Genomic DNA, 16,314 nt, shown 5'->3' with positions numbered 1-16,314 from the left:
CGGGCGGGATCGTCCCCGCGGTCGCGCCCGGCGCCGGTGCCCAGATTGCCATGACCACCGCCCAGAAATCCGCCGTGGCCGCCGCGGCGGCCGTATTCCTCGGTTCGCTCGGCTACGCCGTGCGTCCGTACCCGCCGGTTTCCGCGGCGCAGCTGTCACCGGCCGCTGTTCCCGGGACCGCGGCCCTCGCCGGCACCCCCCGCAGCCGGACCGCCCGCCCGCTCCCGGCTGCTCCCGGCGACCGGCAGCAGCGCTTGCGCGAGATCCTCGGCCTCAGCGGCCCGGCGCGGCGGGCGCGCGCGTTGCTGGACTTCCTCGACCAGCTTCCGGTCGCCGCATTCCCCGACATCGCCGGAACCCTGACCCCGCAGGACTGGACCCGGCACCCAAGCGAATGGCAGCTGGTCGTGTCGGCGTGGACCCGGGTCGATCCTCTCCGCGCCGTCGCCTGGACCCACGAGCACCTGGAGCAAGGCTTCGACCGGACCGCGCTGAGCTGTTGGGGCGAGATCGATCCCGACGCCGCCATCGACTGGGTGATCCGGCATTTCCCCGCATCGACCGACGGCGGGGCCGGATCCCGCCAACCGCTGATGGCCGTGGTCCGCGGCGTGGCCGCGCGTGACCTCGGCCTGGCCGTCGAGACCCTCTCCGGGATTCCCGGTGAACAGGAGCAGGCCGCCGCCATCACCGCGCTGGCGATGGAGCTGGGCGACTCGCGACCCGGGACCATGGATGCGCTGTTAGAGGAAGTCGGCGAGGGTCCGGCACGCAGCAGGCTGATCGCCTCTTACTTCCCGACGCTGCTCAGGGACGGCGAGTCGGAGCGGGCGTGGAAGCTCTTGCTGGCCGATCCGCAAGCAAGGGAAAGCGCCGGGGTTGGCCACATCTTCCGGCTGTGGAGCGACACCGATCCGGACACGGCAACGGCCGCGATCGCCGGAATTCCCGACGACGCCCTGCGCGACGAGGCCGTCCAAGGGGTCTGCCACGGGACGGTCAACCGCGATCCGCGGGGAGCCTTCGCGCTGCTTTGGCAGCACCCCGGGGCCGCCGACGACGGGACCGTGGCCGCGATGGTCCAGGGATGTACGATCGAGAACGTCGGCTTCGGCCTCGAACAGGTCCTCCGGATGAAGGACCCCACCCTGCGCCAGGAAGTCCTGGCCGGACGGCTGGCATGGTGGTCGGGCCTCCGGCCGGACGATGCGCGGCGGTGGATGGACGACCACGACATCCCCGCCGAAACCCGCGAGGAAGCGCAACGGCAGCCTTACCTTCCGCCTGAACCATGAAAGCGCTCACCGCGACGACTTCCCTGGTGGCCGGGCTACTGGCCGCATCCGCCCTGTGCGTGGGGACCCGCCAGGCTTCCGACCGGCGGCGCGCACTGGCGGTGGTGCCGACCGGCGGCGGAGCGGCCCCGGCACCCACCGCCGGCGAGGTCGCCGGGAAACCGGCCATCCTCCGCGAGCCGGCCGCCTCGACCCTGGAGGGCCGCCTGCGGTCGGCACTGGCGACCGGGATCCCGGCCGAACGCCAGCGGGCCTTGCTCGCCATCGCGGAGGAATTCTCGTCCGGCGACTGGCCCGCGGCCCTGGAGGCCCTGGAGGCCATCGGCATCCCGTCCAGCAGCGGGGATCAGCAGCTTCTGCTCGCCGCGTGGGCGGAAAAAGACATCGCCGGCGCCATGGCGTGGGCCGCGACCCATCCTCTGGCGGTGTTCACGGTGATGAGGGCCTGGTTGGAACATGATCCCGACGCGGCCCTGGCCCATCTGCTCGCAGCCGATCATGAGCGGGACCTGCCGTGGAACCTGCTGTTGGCGCGTTCGATGGAGCAACTTGCAACGGACCCGGCCCGCCTCGCCCGTCTGACCGCAGGACTTCCCGAACACCCGCGGACAATCGCCCTGCAACAAGCCCGGCCGGAATTTTCCGCCGAAACCCCCGCAGCGGTCGGACAATGGTTGGACGCCTTCGACCCCGCCTTGCGCAGCGCGATGCTCGGCTTCCGGTTGAAGGGCCTGACCCGCTTCGAGGACCAGGTCGCCTTGGCGCGCGCCTTTCCCGATGATCTCGGCACGGAACAATTGCTGCCGCTCTATCGCGATTGGGTGGCCGTCGACCCGGACGCAGCCGTCGCCGCCGTGGACGACATGGAGCCCGGACCAGACCGCAAGTCGGCCTTCACCGGTGCCGTCATCGGGCTCTTCGAGCGGCGGAAGATTGCCGCGGGGCTGGCGGCCTACCGGAGGCATCCCGAGTACGCCAGCGACCCGCTGCTCGGCGAGTTGCTGTTGTCGTTCAGCGTCGAGGACGCGGCGTTGCTCCTGAGCCTGGTTCCCGAGCTCAGCCACCCCGGGCTGCGGCTGGCCCGCTACCGCGAGCTGCTTTCCCAATGGCTCCGCGAGGATGCCGGCGCCGCCCGGCGCTGGATGGAGGAAAACCCGGTACCGGAGCAAGTCCGGCGGGAGCTCGGGATCGACTCCGATTCGCCACCGCCATGAGATGCCCGTTCCTTTCCCGAACGTCGCGGTGGATCGGCTCCGCCCTGGCGCTGACCCTGGCCGCCGCCCCGGCGCGGGACAGGCTGCACTTCGTGACCATCTCGCGCGGCTACGACGACCTGCTGCGGGAGGAAATGAAGCGGATGGCGGGCACGCCCGTTCTGCCGCGGTCGGGCAAGCTGCTGACCGGCATCACCGGCTTTCCCCGCAACGCCGGCTATCAGGGGACGATCCGCTTGGACCGGGACTTTCCGCTCGAGTGGTCGGTGCAAAGATCCGGCACCCCGGGGCGGACCGCCGGGGACTTCGGATTCACCCTCGGCGTGATGCGCGCCGGCGACGGTCCCGGCTTGCGGTTCGATGTCGACGCACTCGAGAGCGGCACGGAGCACGACTTTTACCGCATGACGGCGGAGTCGGTGCCCTTGCCACTGGGCCGCAACACCTGGCACCCGGTCGCGGCGTGGGGTTCGGAGTACAACCAGGGCATGAGCCTCTGGTGCTACCGCGAGGCAACCGCCGTCGCGGCATCTACCGCCACGGGGATCCATCTCCTCGACGTGCAGGTCGGCTTCCTCCCGGAACCGGTGGTGGCGGCGATGAACACTTTCACCCCGGAGCACACCCGGCTCGCCCGCGGGGCGATGGCCCCCTGGCAAACGCTCAGCGTGAGCTGCCAGGTGGACCGGCCCTTTTCCATCTCCTCCGCGGCGGGCGAGCGGGCCATGCGGGGAAGGAGCGACGACCGCGGGCTCTGCCGGCTCACGGGAACGCTCACGCAGAACTACGAGACGAGCTTCAACCTGAAGTGCCAGTGGCAGCCGCCCGGCGGCAAGAAGCAGCCGCAGGTGCGGTTCGATGTCCCGCTGCAGCCCGGCAGGTGGCACTTGCAACCGGTCGAGGGTGGACCGCGGCTGCGCGCGACCGGCCCGAAGGGAGAAGTTCGCGTGGCCAACGTCGCCGCTTTCCGGATCACCGCCGCCGAACCATGAGCGCCCGTCTCGCTTGCTTCCTTCCCTTGCTGGCCTCGCTCGCCGTCGCCGGGGAGCGCTTGCATTGCGTGGTGATCGAGGTCCCGTCGGCCAGCCTGCCCTTGTTGCGCGAGGAGATGAAACGCGCCGCCGCGCCGGTCGCGGACCACGGGCCGGTGCTGCTTTCCACCGACGGCCTGCCACGGCGAGTGACCCACCGCGGCCAGGCGCCCTTCGTCCCGGAGAAGCCAATCCCGCTCGGAAACGGGCCACGGGAAGGATCCCCTGCCGGCGCCCGAAGCTTCAACATCGTCGCGGCATCCGGTGCCGGCGGCGGGCTGGTCTATGACGTCTCGATTCAGCAGTCCCCGGTGCCCGCGAGCTACTACGATTTCCGGACCAAGGGGCTGGTGGCCGCCGTCCCCGCCAATCGCTGGCAGGAACTTGCCGCCTGGAACCAGGGCACCCGCAGCGTGTCGCTCTGGCACCACCTTCAAACGGACGAACCCCGTGCGGCCGCCGGCGACGAGCTCCGGATCGAGTTGATCTTCGCCTCGATGCCGGACGACGCGCTGGCCCACGTGCCCGAGTATCCTCCCGAACTCACCCGGCAGGTCGTCGGGCATTTGTCCGGCACGGGCCGCGTGTGGAAGTCTTTCTCCCTCGCCTGTCGCGCGGATGTCCCGTTCCACCTCCAGTCATCCCATGGCGACCGGCGGCGGAGGCAGGAGCCCGGCTACGGCGACCGGGTGCTCGCGAAATTCCAAGGCCGAATCACCCGCGACACTCCCGGCCACGCCACCCTCGACGGCCTGCTGGAAGCTCCCCGCCACCACGAAGGGGACGCGGAGGCTTATCCCGTTTCCAGCGAGGCCTCCATCGGCGAGTGGAGACTGATCGTGCTGCGCGACGGCCCGACCTTCAAGGCGGCCGCCGCGGCTTTCCACGAGATTTACACCCGCCGGGCTCACGTCGCGGCCAAGGTCAACGTGGTGGCCATCCGGGTGTCCGTAGCAGACGAGGGCGAACCGTGAAAAAAGAACCCTCCCCCCGCGTGGCGGAGGGAGGGATCGGCAATCCGCGATACCAACCGGAACCCTTATCGGCGGCGACGCAGGAAGAACGCCAGTCCGGAGAGCCCCGCCAGGAAGGCCGAGGCCGGTTCGGGCACCTGGGTGAAATTCAGGTTATCGAGACCGTGGCGACCGTTGGTGTTGTACGTCTCCGAGGTCCGGTTGAAGGTGAGGAGATAGTCTTCGCCGAGGCTGCCGGTGAAGCCCGGGCTGATCGTCGTGGTCGTGTTGGTCAGCGACACCGACTGCGACCAGACGACGTTGAGGCTGGAGTCCGTGAGGGTCAGATCCCAGGTGGCGGTCCCTGCGGTTTCGGCGGTGTGGCCGAAGTCGAAGGAGTTCAGGGAGAGGGCGAAGCCTTCATCGACGGCGAAGGCGATGGTGTGGTTGCCGAAGTCGAGCTGGGCGATGCGGGGAATGCTGCCCTCATTGTCCCACGCCCCGCCCCCGACGGTCTGGTTCTCGATCGGGGTGAAAAAGTTCGAGGTGTGGATGTCCCAGCTGGAATCCGTGGGTGAGGCCGCCGAGCCGCCCCAGGTCAGCCCGATGTTCGGGGTGGCGCCGTTGGTGACGACAAAGCCGTTGCCGTCGGCGCTCACGTTCGAGGCGAAGTTCAGGCCGACGGCCGCGTTGCTGCCGCCGATCTGGCCGAAGCCGATGACGGTCGCCTGGCCCTGGAGCGCCGTGGCGAGGATGATTCCGGAAGCGATGAGGGTGGTTTTTGGAGTCATGGGTATGGAAGAGGGATCGGAGGGTTTGATGTTGGATCCGGAATCCCGGGACGCCGGGGTTCCAGGCCGTTCCACTCCCGCCCGCGGCGGACGGTTGGGAAAACTTTCGATCTTTTTCCGATGCCGCGGGGCGTCGCGCCGGCGATCGCTTCCGGAGTGCATTTTTCGCGGGAAAAGCTTAAACCGTCCGGTGATTCCGGGAGTGGAACACGCGACCCATGTCCGAGGCCGATCCGAACCTGGAGGAATTCGTGGAACAGCTCACCCTGCATCAGGTGGATCTGATCCACTTCCTCCGTACCCTGACCGGCGACGTTCACGCCGCGATGGACATCCGCCAGGTCGTCAACATGGTGCTGTGGAAGAAGCGCGCCAAGTTCCAGCCCGGCACCAGCTTCCGCAACTGGGCCTTCCGGGTTGCCCAGCTGGAAGTGAAGAAATACTTTCGCACCCAACGCAGGTCGAAGGTGGTGGCATTCAACGACGAACTGATCGATCTCCTCAGCGAAGACTTCGTGGAAATCTCCGATGAACTCCAGGAGCGCCGCCAGGCCCTGAGCCGCTGTGTTTCCAAACTCACGCCGCGGGACCTGCAGTTGATCCGGCACCGCTACTGGTCGACCGAATCGCTCGAGGTCCTCGCCCAGGCGACCAACCGCAGCGTCGGCACGCTCAAGGCCCGCCTCCACCAGATCCGCAGTGCCTTGCGCACCTGCATCGAACGCCGTCTCAGCGCCGGGACATGAAGGACGACCACCACTACGAGAAGCTTATCCACGAGCTGCTGGACGGGACGATCACCAGCGACGACGCACGCCGTCTCGAAACCATCCTGCTCCAGGATCCCGAGGCGCGCCGGACCTATTGCTCGCTGACATCGATCGACCAGCTGCTGGTGGAGGACTTCGGTTCCGCGGACCGCCCGATCGCCCATGCCCGCCAGGGAGCCGCGGCCAACGGCTGGTCGGAAAAGCGCCGCCGCGGCCATCCCTGGCGGTTTTCCTTTGCCAGCGCGGCAGCCATCCTGGTCGCCGGCTTGTTCGCGCTGGTGATGATCCGTTTGAAGAAGCCGGACATCCCGATCGCCGTCTCCACCGACGGCCGGGTCCTGGTCGACGGGCGCATCGGTCCCGCCCGCCATTGGAAGCCGTCGGAGAAGCTCTCGGTGGAACAGGGAGTGATGGTCGTGCGGCTCAATCCCGCCACCGAACTCTGCGTCGAAAGCCCGGCGGAGATCGTCCTGCGCGACGCGTCCGGATCCTTCGAGCTGCAGCGCGGCCGGGCCTGGGTCCGCACCGGCACGGGAGCACCCGACTTCACGGCGCAGGTCCAGGGCGCATCCATCCGTCACATCGGCACCCGCTTCGGTATGATCTCCGGAGACGGGGGCGCGGGGGAAGTCCACGTCGAGGAAGGCATGGTCGAATTGACCCGGAACGGTGTCGCGCCGCTGCAGCTCTCTGCCGGCGAGGCCCGCGCCTGGAGCGTGAGCGATCCGGCCCTTCCCGCCCCGGCGGTCCTCCAGGACTTCCAGCAATCGCTCCCGGTGGAGCGCACCTTGTTCTCCGACAATTTCAACGAGGAGGAGGGCACCCCGCTGGCCCGCAAGAAGCCGGACGTCGGCAGCCCCTGGATGGTCTTGCGCGAAAAACATCCGACCCGCGTCGGCGGCGGAATGCTGGACACCTCGGGCGGCTACCGGAACCTTGCCGCCCAGTTCCAACCCCTTGCGCTGAAGGGCGGGCGGACGGTCTACCTCGTCACCATCTTCACCGCCGAGCCCGCCCGGCTTTCCGACAAGACATCGCGGCTCAACGGCTCCGAAAGCGTCGCGCTCTGGGACTCCGGGGGCTCGCGGATCTTCTCGCTGGTGGCGAGGGCGGCCGACGGCCACCGCTGGCGGCTGCGCGACGACATCGGGGACCGGGAAACCGAACCGGTGGACGTCTCCGCCCTGGAGGAACACCCGCTGACGCTGTGCTACGACCCGGTGCGGGGCGGACTGGCCCTGTATGCCGGCGCCAGTGCCCAGGCGGAGCGGCTGGCCGAACTCCCGCTGTCGGAGGGAAGCGCCCCGGCATCGCTCACCGTCGAGAACGACGACGGCGGCGACCTCGCGCTGCGCCGGATCGATGTCCGCGCCGTCCACTACCCGCGCGACAGCGGCGGCGCCGCGAGGCGCTAGTAGCGAGCAACCCGAGCACCCGGAATCAGACCTTCAGCACGCCACGGAACGCCCGCGCGCTGTAATAGGACTGCGCGCCGTTGTGATAGGTGAAGACATGGCCGAATCGGCGGTCGCAAAACAAGGCACCGCCGAGCTTGCGGATGTCGTCCGGGGTTTTCACCCAGCTCGACGTTTTCAGGTCGAACTCGCCGAGTTCCTGCAGCGACCGGTACTGGCTTTCCGTCAACAGTTCGACCCCCATCGCCTCCGCCATGTCGATGGCGTTGTTCGCCGGCTTGTGTTCCTTCCGCGACTCCAGGCCCTCGCGGTCGTAACAGATGCTGCGGCGGCCCTTGGGGGACTCCGCCGAACAATCGAAAAACAGATACTCGCCCGACTCACGGTCGAGACCGACGACATCCGGTTCGCCGCCCGTGGACTCCATCCCGAACAACGACCACAGCTTGCCTGCCTGTGCCGCAAGCCGGGCCTGCACCGCGGCCCATGCCAAACCCTGATGGCGTTGCATGTTCTTGCCGAAGCGGGCCTCGAGCGTGGAAAGAAGCTCCTCGCGCTGTTCCCGGCTCAGCTCCTTTTTCTGTTCCCTGCCTTTCATGGATGTCGAATTTGCAGGTCGCGGTTCCCTCCGCCGCCAGCCCTGACAGGAAGAACGAACGGCACGGCGAAGACAAACCGAAAACAGGTGGCGGCACCCTTGACAGCGGACGGAGCTTCCGCCGAAACCAGGCCCGTGAAGCAAGCTTTCCGTGTCGCGGCCGGACTCGCCGTTCTGGTCCTGGCTTCGCCCGGGATCGCGAAGCCTGCCATCGAATGGGACCGCGACCATCCGGTGCTGGTCAAGGCGGGAGCCCACTATGGCCGCATCGCCCGCCTCGATGCCGGCACCTTGATCGCCGGCTACGATTTCAAGCGCGGGGTCCACGTCGGGCTGAGCCACGACGAAGGTCGTACTTGGGGCGATTCCATCCCGGTCGCCGCGATGGACGGCGGCACTTGCACCAACACCGAACTCTGTGTCCTCCGCAACGGCGAGGTCCTGTGCTTCTTCAACTTCCGGCCGGACCGGGGCAGCGGCAAGGCCTTCGCGATCGTTGCCAGCCTCAGCCGCGACGGCGCCAGGACCTGGTCGCCCCCGGTCACGATCCACACCGCCGGCAAGGAATTCGAAAACGGCTGCTGGGAACCCGCCTGCATCCAGCTTCCCGGTGACGAGCTACAGCTCTACTTCGCCAACGAAGGCCCCTACCGGGACAGCAACGAGCAGGAGGTCAGCATGCTGCGGTCGAAGGACAACGGGCGCCACTGGTCGGCCCCGGAGACGATCTCGTTCCGCAAGGGCTCCCGCGACGGGATGCCCGTTCCGGTGCTGTCCCGCGACGGCAAGTCCGTCTTCGTCGCCATCGAGGACAACGGACTGAGCGGGACTTTCAAGCCGGTCATCGTCGCCACCCCCATCGACGGCGGCGGCTGGCGGAAGGGGGCCGTGGACGGTGACAGCCCGTTCCGCTGGCGGGCGCTCGCCGAGCCGCTGCCCGCGTCCACCTACGCCGGTGCCCCCTACCTCCGTCAACTGGCCGACGACCGCTTCGTGATCTCCTTCCAGCTCGCTGCGTCCGGACAGATGCGCGACTCCCGCATGGCCGTCGCCATCGGTGACGCGAACGCCAGGAACTTCGGCAGCCCCTCCTTCCCCTTCCCCGAGACGCCCGGGCGGGCGCAACTATGGAATGCCGTCTTCATCCCCGGCGAGGACCGCGTCATGGCGATTTCCGAAACGAGCCTCAAGGGCACCCGCGGCATCTGGACGGTGAGCGGCCGGATCCGTTAGAAAAAGCACCTCGGACTTTCACTCCGCATCCTCCAGCAGGCCGAGCATCGCCTCCCCGAAAGCCTTGCCCATCCGGTTGAACCAGATCGCGCTGCCGAGGTAGTGATAGCCGTGGTCCGAGCCGACCTTCTCCCACTCCGGGACGTTCTCCTTCCAGGTCGGATAGAGCGCTTCGGCGGCCCGGTCCACCAGCACGTCGGTGCGCACCGCCTTCACGTTCCCGCGGAAACCCGGCACCTCTTCCATCGCCAGCTGGGCCTCCTGGATCACCTTCATCGGACCGTCCGCCGGTTTCGAACCGTTCTGGCCCATCACCCCGATCACCACGGGCAAGCCGGGAACCCCGAGGTCCTTGCGCACGTCCTTGATCAGGTGTTCCAGGTTCGAGGCATATTCCTGCTCCGCCCCGCCGTACTGGTCGTTCCAGCCCTGGAACCAGACGAAACCCGCCAGCTCGAGCTTCCTTCCCGCCAATTCCGGAAAGAGCGTCGCGACGTTCTCCTGCACCTTTCGTACTTCCTCCAGCATCGCCCGGTAGGACGAACCGTAGGCCGCGATGATGTCCGCCATGACCGGCTCCGGGTCGTTCCGCCCGTGCTTCCCGTTGTTCCTGGCCGTGTTCTTGCGCGCCTGTTCCAGCTCCGCCTGCAGCTTTTCCCCGGGCGGCATGCCCGCGGACGGCGGGCGGAACTTCTGGAACAGGGAATGACCGCCCCATGCCGCCTTGATCAGCAGGACCGGCCCGTCGAAGCGGTCACCCATCGTGTTTCCAAACTCCAGCTCGACCCCGGTGCGGCCGGGCGACCCGTAGCCGGTCGTCGAGCCGCCGTGGCGGTTGAGGTAGTGGATGAAGACGTCGTCCCGCACGATCCAGGCGCCGTCCTTCCGCAGGTGCGCGAATTGCGCGCGGGTCCCCTCGGCATCGGCCTGGTGGTCGAGCAGCTTGTTCTGCGCTTTCCCTTCCATGTTCGACTGGCCGGCGAGGACGAACACTTTCACCGGCAAATCCTCCGCGCCTGCCGCCATCGCCAGCCCGGCCATCCCGCACAGCACCCGTTGGACAAATCGAACGATTTTCATCCATCAACCTTCGGCCGGAGGCGGCCCGATCTTTCATCGTCCGCGACATCCCCCAAAGGGGGGAAGCGGGGGCACGGGACGAAACAATCCGCGTTTCCGCCCGTAGGATCCGGCCCGCTCCGAGAGACCATGACCCTTCCATTCACATCATCCCTGTCCGCCCGGCTGCTGGCGATGGCCTGCCTGGTCCTCCCCGCCGCCGGCGTCACGAAACCCTTCGTCCACCCCGGCCTGCTCCACACCGCGAACGACTTCGAGCGGATGCGGACCAAGGTGAAGGCCGGCGAGGAACCGTGGACCTCGGGCTGGAAAAAGCTGGAGGAAAGCCGCCACGCCCGCGCCGACTGGAAGCCGCGGCCGCTGGAAAAAGTGGTGCGCGGCGGTGAAGGACAAAACTTCCCGGTACTCTTCAACGACATCCACGCCGCCTACCAGCTCGCGCTGAAATGGAAGGTCGGCGGCGACACCGCCTGCGCCGACAAGGCGGTCGAGATCCTCAATGCCTGGTCGACCACCCTGAAGTCGATCGAAGGCAACTCGGACCGCTGCCTTGCCGCCGGGATCTATGGCTACCAGTTCGCGAACGCCGCCGAGATCATGCGGACCTACCCCGGCTGGAAACCGGACGATTTCGCCCGCTGCCAGCGGATGATGCTCGAGGTCTTCCTGCCGATGAACCTCGACTTCCTGCACCGCCACAACGACGCCGCGATCACCAACTACTGGGCGAACTGGGATTTGTGCAACATGGCCTCGCTGCAGGCGATTGGCGTGCTCTGTGACCGCCGCGACCTCTATGACCAGGCGCTCGAATACTTCCACCGCGGCCGCGGCAACGGTGCCCTCGACAAGGCGGTCTACGTCGTCCATCCGGGAAACCTCGGCCAATGGCAGGAATCCGGCCGCGACCAGGGTCACAACACGCTCGGCATCGCGCTGATGGGGCCGATCTGCGAAACGGCCTGGAACCAGGGCGACGACCTCTACGGCGAGGACAACAACCGCTTCCTCGCCGGGGCGGAATACGTCGCCAAATACAACCTCGGCGAGGACGTCCCGTTCCTGCCCTACGCCTGGGGCACCGGCCAGCGCGGCGACCGGCGGAGGCAGGACGTGATCGCCTCCCACGACCGCGGCGCGATGCGCTCCGGATTCGAGCTGGTGCTCAACCACTATGTCCACCGTAAAGGGATCGCCGCGCCGTGGTGCGAGCGCTACGCGGCGAAGATCCGGCCCGAGGGCGGCGGCGGCGGCCATGCCTCGACCTTCGACCAGTTCGGCCTCGGCACGCTCACCCACACGCTGGATCCCGCAGCCTCCGATCCCGCGCCCGTCGGCCTGACCGCGCGGAAGGACGGGGGCACGGTCGTGCTCTCCTGGTGGGGCGCCGCAGGCGCCGACCGGTACACCGTGCTCCGTTCGAAGGATCCCGAAGCGGCACCCGGGGTGATCGCGGACGACATCCGCGACCCGGTGACCTTCACCGACACGAAGCCGCTGCCCGGCCCCAACTACTATGTCGTTCGTGGATTCCGCGACGACAAGGAAACCCGGCCCTCCGGCGTCGTCCACGTTTCCATGCAACCGGAGCTCCGGCTCCACCTCGACTTCGACGGCAATGCCGCGGACCGATCGGGCGGCGGCCGCGACGGCAACCCGCAGGGCGGCACCTCGTGGGCGGCCGGCAAGCTCGGCAAAGCGCTCTCACTCGATGGCAAGGACGGCCACGTCGCGCTGCCGGAGGGGATCGCCGCCGACCTGTCGGACTTCACCGTGGCGGCCTGGGTGCGACCCGGCACGGACCAAAGCTGGGCCCGCGTGTTCGACTTCGGGGACGACCGCGGCCGCTACCTTTTCCTGACCCCGCGCGGATCGAACGGCAAGGCCCGCTTCGCGGTGAGCACGGTCTACGGTTACAACGAGCAGGTCATCGACGCGGACGCCGCCCTCCTTTCCGGCAAGTGGAGCCACGTCGCCGTCACCTTGTCCGGCCGCCGCGGGACGCTCTACGTCGATGGCGTGGCCGTCGGCGTGAACGAGGCCATCGACTTCCCGCCGTTCCGCCTCGGCCGCACCGACCGCAACTGGATCGGCCGCTCGCAGTTCCCGAACGATCCTTTCCTCGATGGAATGGTGGATGATTTCCGGCTCTACGACGGCGCCTTGAGCGGGGAAGAGGTCGCCCGCCTTGCCGCCGCGAAGTAGGCTACTCCACCGCGACGGGCCGCAGGAAATCCAGACCGAACACGTGGCTTCCCGAGCTCCCCGCCCGCACCTGCGGGTTCGTGCCGATGGCCTTCGCCTTCAGCACGTGTTTGCCGGCGGCCAGGTCGAACCGGCCGAGCGGGAGCGCACCGGTGGCACCGACCCGACCGGCGAAGAAGTCGAGATGGCGGTCGAGCGGCCGGCCGTCGATCGCCAGGGCGAAGACCCCATAGTCGGGAGCTTTGGTGAACGCGGCCATCAGATCGAAGCGGCCGGCGTGCTCCACCGCGAATTCCACTTCGATCTCATCGCCGAGCGTCGCTCCGGTCCATACGAGTTGCGCGTCGCCGCTCCACGAGCCACCGGCAAAGTCGCCCATCTCCTGGATCCAGTGACGTCCGGCGCTGGCACGGAGCACCCTCAGGCCTTCGCCCTCCTGCGTGCCGGGCTTCGGCGGAATCTTCCGGAAGGTCGACGGCAGGACGTGGCGCTCCCCGCGACCCGGGCGCAGGTGGCGGCGCCTTGCGGGCGGGACCTCGCCGTACGGGTTGACCGCCTCGCCGTCGCGGTACCAGTAGACGCAGGTTTCATAGATCGCCGGCTTGCAGTCGGCGTTCGGCATGACTTCCAGGAATCCCTCGAACCCGCTGCGGAAGGGAATCTCATCGCCGAGGTGAAAGCGGCAGACCGCCGTGTCCTGCTGGGCGTCGGGACGGATGACCGAGCATGCAGCGGCGGCGCATTCGAAGGTCACGAACGGCGGATCCGCGGCCCAGGCGTAGCCGATGTAGTCCTCGCTGCCGGTCCCGAGGGTCGAGGGAAAGGCCTCGCCATCGACATAAAACTTCTCGTCGCCTTCGCCCCACCAGCCGCCGTGTTTCCACACGTGCAGCGACATCCCGACGTAGCGGCCCCCACCCTTCACCACCAGCAGCGGCCAGTCCGGCCAACGGTCGCCCTGGCGGTGGACGAAGCGCTCCGCGTCCAGGCCGGTGAAATCGTCGCCGTGCCAGGCGGCGCAGAAGCGCAACAGGCGCGCGGCTTCGGCGGCCTCGAGCGCGACCGTTTCCAGGGTGACCGCGATCGTGCGCGCCGCCGCTCCCCCGTTGCCGATGGCAAGCTCCATGCCCCCGGCAAACGGCATGTACCAGTAGGAGTAGAATTCTCCGTCAACGCAGCCCATCGGCAGGGTCTTGAACGGGTTCAGCCCCGGTGAGGTGGCGAAAAAATCTCCCAGCGGCGCCCAGACACTAGGCTTCTCCTCGCCGTCCCAGGAAAGCGACAAGGTGAGCTCGCGGAGGATGTCCTCCTGCGCGATCCGGTCGGCCGGCAGGCCCATCGGTTTCACCTTCAGCATCCGGACCGCACCCGCGCCCGGCACCGCGAGCCGTTCCTCGCGGCCGGGAAGGATCTCGAGCGTCCGCTCCTTGATGGCAACATCCACCGCCGGATAGGGACTGCTTCCGGCCCGTCTCCAAGTCTCACTCGCACCCTTGAGAAGCGGGACGACGGCCGGCGTGAAGCCCGGGAACGGTTCGACGACGGTGCCCTCGGGAAAGAGCGTGTGGGTCGCATGGAAGTAGCGGCCCCAACCCGCCGCCATCACCACCTTGCAGGACTTCGCGAAGGAAATGGGCACGAAGCTGTTCCGCCCCCGCGACAGCGTCATCGCGATCCCGGGGTAGTCCTTTTCGAGATCGTCGAAAAAGGCGGCGAAGGGCTTGTCGATCACCGGCGTCTCCTGGCCGTCGAGGTAGATCCGGACATGGCCCTGTTCTGGCATCGCCGACCAGATCCGCCACAGCACGCCCGGTCCTTCCAGGTCGACCATCACCTGCCCGCCGCCTTCCTCGCGAATGAATCCCCCGCCGTCGTCGTTCGCCGACCAGTCGTGGTACGCTCCCGTCGCCGGATCGAACCGCGACTTGCGGTCGTGGCTCGTCGAGGCTCCCGCCTTCTCGCCGGCAGGCACCGGTGCAGCCAAGCGCTCCAGACGGCTCATCCGTTGGACGAGGTCGGCATACGAGAGCTCGGCAGCCGCCGCGCCGGACCAGGGGGCGACCAGGGCGAAGAGAAGGAAGATGGCTTTGATGGATGGCATGATCACGGTGGCCGCGGGCCCGGCCAAGCATGAAGGGCCATGCCCGGCCCTCCGCCCTGCTTCAAGCTCCGGGAATCCGGCTGGGCGGGAAGCTGTCCTTACAGATCTGACAAGCCGCCCCGTGACGCCGCGCGATGCCCGGGAAGAATCCTCTGTTCAGGGGATGGCCGGAAGCGGCGGCAAGCCTCTAACATCCCGACCGCCTCCCCTTCATGAAACGCTCCACCCTCTCCCTCGCAACGCTCGCCCTGATCTCCCTCGCCCCGGCCTTGCGGGCGGCCATCGTCGTCGACTTCACCGAACAAGCCGGCCCCACCCCCGGTCTGGTTGTGACCGTGTCCGGCACGATCAACACCGCCGCCTTCGCCTCCTACACCACCCTCGGCATCAACGGCGCCTTCATGGGACTGGAAGGACAGCTCTTCTTCAGCGGCACCCTCGCCCAACCCGGCCAGGTCGCGCAGCCCATCGACCGCTACGTGCCTCAAAGCTCGACGATCAACTGGTTCCCCGGCACCAGCGTCGCGATCCAAACCGGCGTCCTGCAGGGCTTCGGCAACTTCCAGTTGGAGCGCAACCTGTCGACCGGCCAGATGAACCTCACCGTCGGCACCGGCCTCAGCGGCATCCTCGCCTACACCGGCCCGTCCAGCGTTTTCCTCGCCAACCAGACCCTCGCCGGGATCGGCGTCACCGCCCAGGAAGCCGCGGCCGGTCCCTACATCTCGACCGCCACCTCGAATGGCATCACCGACCAGCTGGTGTTCACCTTCAATGGCGTCCCCGAACCGGGTGCCACCACCCTCCTCGGTCTCTCCGGCCTGCTGGTCGCGGCCCGCCGCCGCCGCGGATGATCGTCACAGCCCGAGCCGGGTCGCGTGCCACGACGCCTCGGCCCGGGTGGCGATGCCGAGCTTCCGGTAGATCGACTTCACGTGGCTGGCCACGGTGCTCTCCGCCACGCCGAGCTGCCCCGCCACCTCACGGTTGCGGTAACCGCGCGCGATCAAGGCCAGCGTCTCCTTCTCGCGTTCGGTGAGTGTGCCGCCGTCGGTCTCGGAAGGACCGGTCAGGCGGAAGTGATCGATCATCCGGCGGGCGATCGACGGCGAAAGGATCGGCATCCCCTCGGCAAGCTGCACCAGCTGGCGGACCGTCTGTTCGGCGGACTGCTCTTTCAACAGGTAGCCGCTGGCTCCGCCGGCGAGCGCGGTCACGATCTTCGCGTCGTCGCCCATCACCGTGGTGATCACGCAGCGTGTCGCCGGCGAGGACCGCTGGAGCTCGCGCAACAGGTCGAAGCCGCTGCCATCGGGCAGGCCGAGGTCGATCAGGGCCAGCCCGAATCGCTCCATCTCCACCGCCCGCAGCCCGTCCGCGAGGGTCGCCGCGGCATGAATCCGGCACCCCGGGAAGGCCGTGCGCACCACCCCGGCCAGCCACTCCCTCGGCTCCGCGAGGTCTTCCACGATCAAGGCGCTCTCCATTCGTCTCAATGATCTAGCAGCGGAATCGCCAGTTGCAACCGGGTCCCCTCCGGACTGCTCTCGAAGTCGATCCGGCCTCCCAGCTCATCCACCCGCGACCGCATGTTGGCAAGGCCGTTCCCCGTCGCGGCGAGCGTGGTG

14 protein-coding genes are annotated in these 16,314 nt (G+C 68.0%); 9 read left to right on the top strand and 5 right to left on the bottom strand.

Translation table 11 applies throughout. The annotated features are described in order from the left end of the window. The 4 genes from IG178_RS12060 to IG178_RS12045 form a co-directional block, all read left to right on the top strand. Window positions 1-1,295, top strand: a 1,295-nt coding sequence (locus IG178_RS12060) for a hypothetical protein (protein WP_226895361.1), incomplete at its 5' end; no start/stop codon positions are given. Then, on the top strand, window positions 1,292-2,509 hold the full coding sequence (locus tag IG178_RS12055) for a hypothetical protein (protein ID WP_193212806.1): 1,218 nt from the start codon (window positions 1,292-1,294) through the stop codon (window positions 2,507-2,509). The genes IG178_RS12060 and IG178_RS12055, both read left to right, overlap by 4 nt. Beyond that, the gene (locus tag IG178_RS12050) at window positions 2,506-3,501 is read left to right on the top strand and encodes a hypothetical protein (RefSeq protein WP_193212805.1); all 996 of its coding nucleotides are present in this window, start codon (window positions 2,506-2,508) and stop codon (window positions 3,499-3,501) included. The genes IG178_RS12055 and IG178_RS12050 overlap by 4 nt, the downstream gene beginning before the upstream one ends. Continuing rightward, window positions 3,498-4,514, top strand: a complete 1,017-nt coding sequence (locus tag IG178_RS12045) for a hypothetical protein (RefSeq protein WP_193212804.1) — start codon at window positions 3,498-3,500, stop codon at window positions 4,512-4,514. The genes IG178_RS12050 and IG178_RS12045 overlap by 4 nt, the downstream gene beginning before the upstream one ends. Window positions 4,515-4,579: 65 nt before the next feature. On the opposite strand, the gene IG178_RS12040 is transcribed toward IG178_RS12045, so the two are convergent. Next, on the bottom strand, window positions 4,580-5,284 hold the full coding sequence (locus IG178_RS12040; protein WP_193212803.1) for a PEP-CTERM sorting domain-containing protein: 705 nt from the start codon (window positions 5,282-5,284) through the stop codon (window positions 4,580-4,582). Between the two features lie 218 nt (window positions 5,285-5,502). On the opposite strand from IG178_RS12040, the gene IG178_RS12035 reads away from it, so the two are divergent. Both IG178_RS12035 and IG178_RS12030 read left to right on the top strand, forming a co-directional pair. Beyond that, window positions 5,503-6,030: a sigma-70 family RNA polymerase sigma factor gene (locus tag IG178_RS12035; protein WP_193212802.1), complete on the top strand. Its 528-nt coding sequence runs from the start codon at window positions 5,503-5,505 to the stop codon at window positions 6,028-6,030. Beyond that, a complete protein-coding gene (locus tag IG178_RS12030; protein ID WP_193212801.1) occupies window positions 6,027-7,469 on the top strand; it encodes a FecR domain-containing protein in 1,443 nt (480 codons plus the stop codon). The genes IG178_RS12035 and IG178_RS12030 overlap by 4 nt, the downstream gene beginning before the upstream one ends. Window positions 7,470-7,494: 25 nt before the next feature. On the opposite strand, the gene IG178_RS12025 is transcribed toward IG178_RS12030, so the two are convergent. Then, window positions 7,495-8,067 (bottom strand): DUF4256 domain-containing protein, encoded by a 573-nt coding sequence (locus tag IG178_RS12025; RefSeq protein ID WP_193212800.1) that lies wholly within the window; start codon window positions 8,065-8,067, stop codon window positions 7,495-7,497. Window positions 8,068-8,202: 135 nt separating this feature from the next. Here IG178_RS12025 and IG178_RS12020 point away from each other — a divergent pair, with 135 nt between their 5' ends. Further along, window positions 8,203-9,300, top strand: coding sequence for an exo-alpha-sialidase (locus tag IG178_RS12020; RefSeq protein WP_193212799.1), 1,098 nt, complete (start codon window positions 8,203-8,205; stop codon window positions 9,298-9,300). Window positions 9,301-9,318: 18 nt separating this feature from the next. Here IG178_RS12020 and IG178_RS12015 read toward each other — a convergent pair whose 3' ends face one another. Continuing rightward, window positions 9,319-10,380 carry a sialate O-acetylesterase gene (locus IG178_RS12015; protein ID WP_193212798.1) on the bottom strand — a complete coding sequence of 354 codons (1,062 nt, stop codon included), beginning with the start codon at window positions 10,378-10,380 and terminating at the stop codon, window positions 9,319-9,321. A gap of 129 nt (window positions 10,381-10,509) precedes the next feature. Between IG178_RS12015 and IG178_RS12010 the strand changes: the two genes are divergently transcribed. After that, the gene (locus tag IG178_RS12010; protein WP_193212797.1) at window positions 10,510-12,585 is read left to right on the top strand and encodes a LamG-like jellyroll fold domain-containing protein; all 2,076 of its coding nucleotides are present in this window, start codon (window positions 10,510-10,512) and stop codon (window positions 12,583-12,585) included. 1 nt (window position 12,586) lies between these two features. On the opposite strand, the gene IG178_RS12005 is transcribed toward IG178_RS12010, so the two are convergent. Further along, entirely contained in the window at window positions 12,587-14,686 is a 2,100-nt protein-coding gene (locus IG178_RS12005) for a glycoside hydrolase family 172 protein (RefSeq protein WP_193212796.1), read from the bottom strand. A 212-nt stretch (window positions 14,687-14,898) separates the two neighbouring features. Between IG178_RS12005 and IG178_RS12000 the strand changes: the two genes are divergently transcribed. Then, window positions 14,899-15,540 carry a PEP-CTERM sorting domain-containing protein gene (locus IG178_RS12000; protein ID WP_193212795.1) on the top strand — a complete coding sequence of 214 codons (642 nt, stop codon included), beginning with the start codon at window positions 14,899-14,901 and terminating at the stop codon, window positions 15,538-15,540. 3 nt (window positions 15,541-15,543) lie between these two features. On the opposite strand, the gene IG178_RS11995 is transcribed toward IG178_RS12000, so the two are convergent. Further along, window positions 15,544-16,173 (bottom strand): response regulator, encoded by a 630-nt coding sequence (locus IG178_RS11995; RefSeq protein ID WP_193212794.1) that lies wholly within the window; start codon window positions 16,171-16,173, stop codon window positions 15,544-15,546. Between the last annotated feature and the right edge of the window lie 141 nt (window positions 16,174-16,314).

The organism is Neoluteolibacter marinus (assembly GCF_014904755.1).
In the GTDB taxonomy this organism is placed as follows: Bacteria; Verrucomicrobiota; Verrucomicrobiia; order Verrucomicrobiales; family Akkermansiaceae; genus Haloferula; species Haloferula marina.
Note: the sequence above shows the minus strand (reverse complement) of the source record. Positions and strands in the feature narration are given on the sequence as shown.

What these genes read in the sequence shown, in the direction of transcription:
- IG178_RS12050 (WP_193212805.1), top strand. Translation starts at nt 2,506, where the DNA reads ATGAGATGCCCGTTCCTTTCCCGAACGTCGCGGTGGATCGGCTCCGCC.
- IG178_RS12040 (WP_193212803.1), bottom strand. Translation starts at nt 5,284, where the DNA reads ATGACTCCAAAAACCACCCTCATCGCTTCCGGAATCATCCTCGCCACG.
- IG178_RS12030 (WP_193212801.1), top strand. Translation starts at nt 6,027, where the DNA reads ATGAAGGACGACCACCACTACGAGAAGCTTATCCACGAGCTGCTGGAC.
- IG178_RS12015 (WP_193212798.1), bottom strand. Translation starts at nt 10,380, where the DNA reads ATGAAAATCGTTCGATTTGTCCAACGGGTGCTGTGCGGGATGGCCGGG.
- IG178_RS12000 (WP_193212795.1), top strand. Translation starts at nt 14,899, where the DNA reads ATGAAACGCTCCACCCTCTCCCTCGCAACGCTCGCCCTGATCTCCCTC.
- IG178_RS12055 (WP_193212806.1), top strand. Translation starts at nt 1,292, where the DNA reads ATGAAAGCGCTCACCGCGACGACTTCCCTGGTGGCCGGGCTACTGGCC.
- IG178_RS12025 (WP_193212800.1), bottom strand. Translation starts at nt 8,067, where the DNA reads ATGAAAGGCAGGGAACAGAAAAAGGAGCTGAGCCGGGAACAGCGCGAG.
- IG178_RS12005 (WP_193212796.1), bottom strand. Translation starts at nt 14,686, where the DNA reads ATGCCATCCATCAAAGCCATCTTCCTTCTCTTCGCCCTGGTCGCCCCC.
- IG178_RS12035 (WP_193212802.1), top strand. Translation starts at nt 5,503, where the DNA reads ATGTCCGAGGCCGATCCGAACCTGGAGGAATTCGTGGAACAGCTCACC.
- IG178_RS11995 (WP_193212794.1), bottom strand. Translation starts at nt 16,173, where the DNA reads ATGGAGAGCGCCTTGATCGTGGAAGACCTCGCGGAGCCGAGGGAGTGG.
- IG178_RS12010 (WP_193212797.1), top strand. Translation starts at nt 10,510, where the DNA reads ATGACCCTTCCATTCACATCATCCCTGTCCGCCCGGCTGCTGGCGATG.
- IG178_RS12045 (WP_193212804.1), top strand. Translation starts at nt 3,498, where the DNA reads ATGAGCGCCCGTCTCGCTTGCTTCCTTCCCTTGCTGGCCTCGCTCGCC.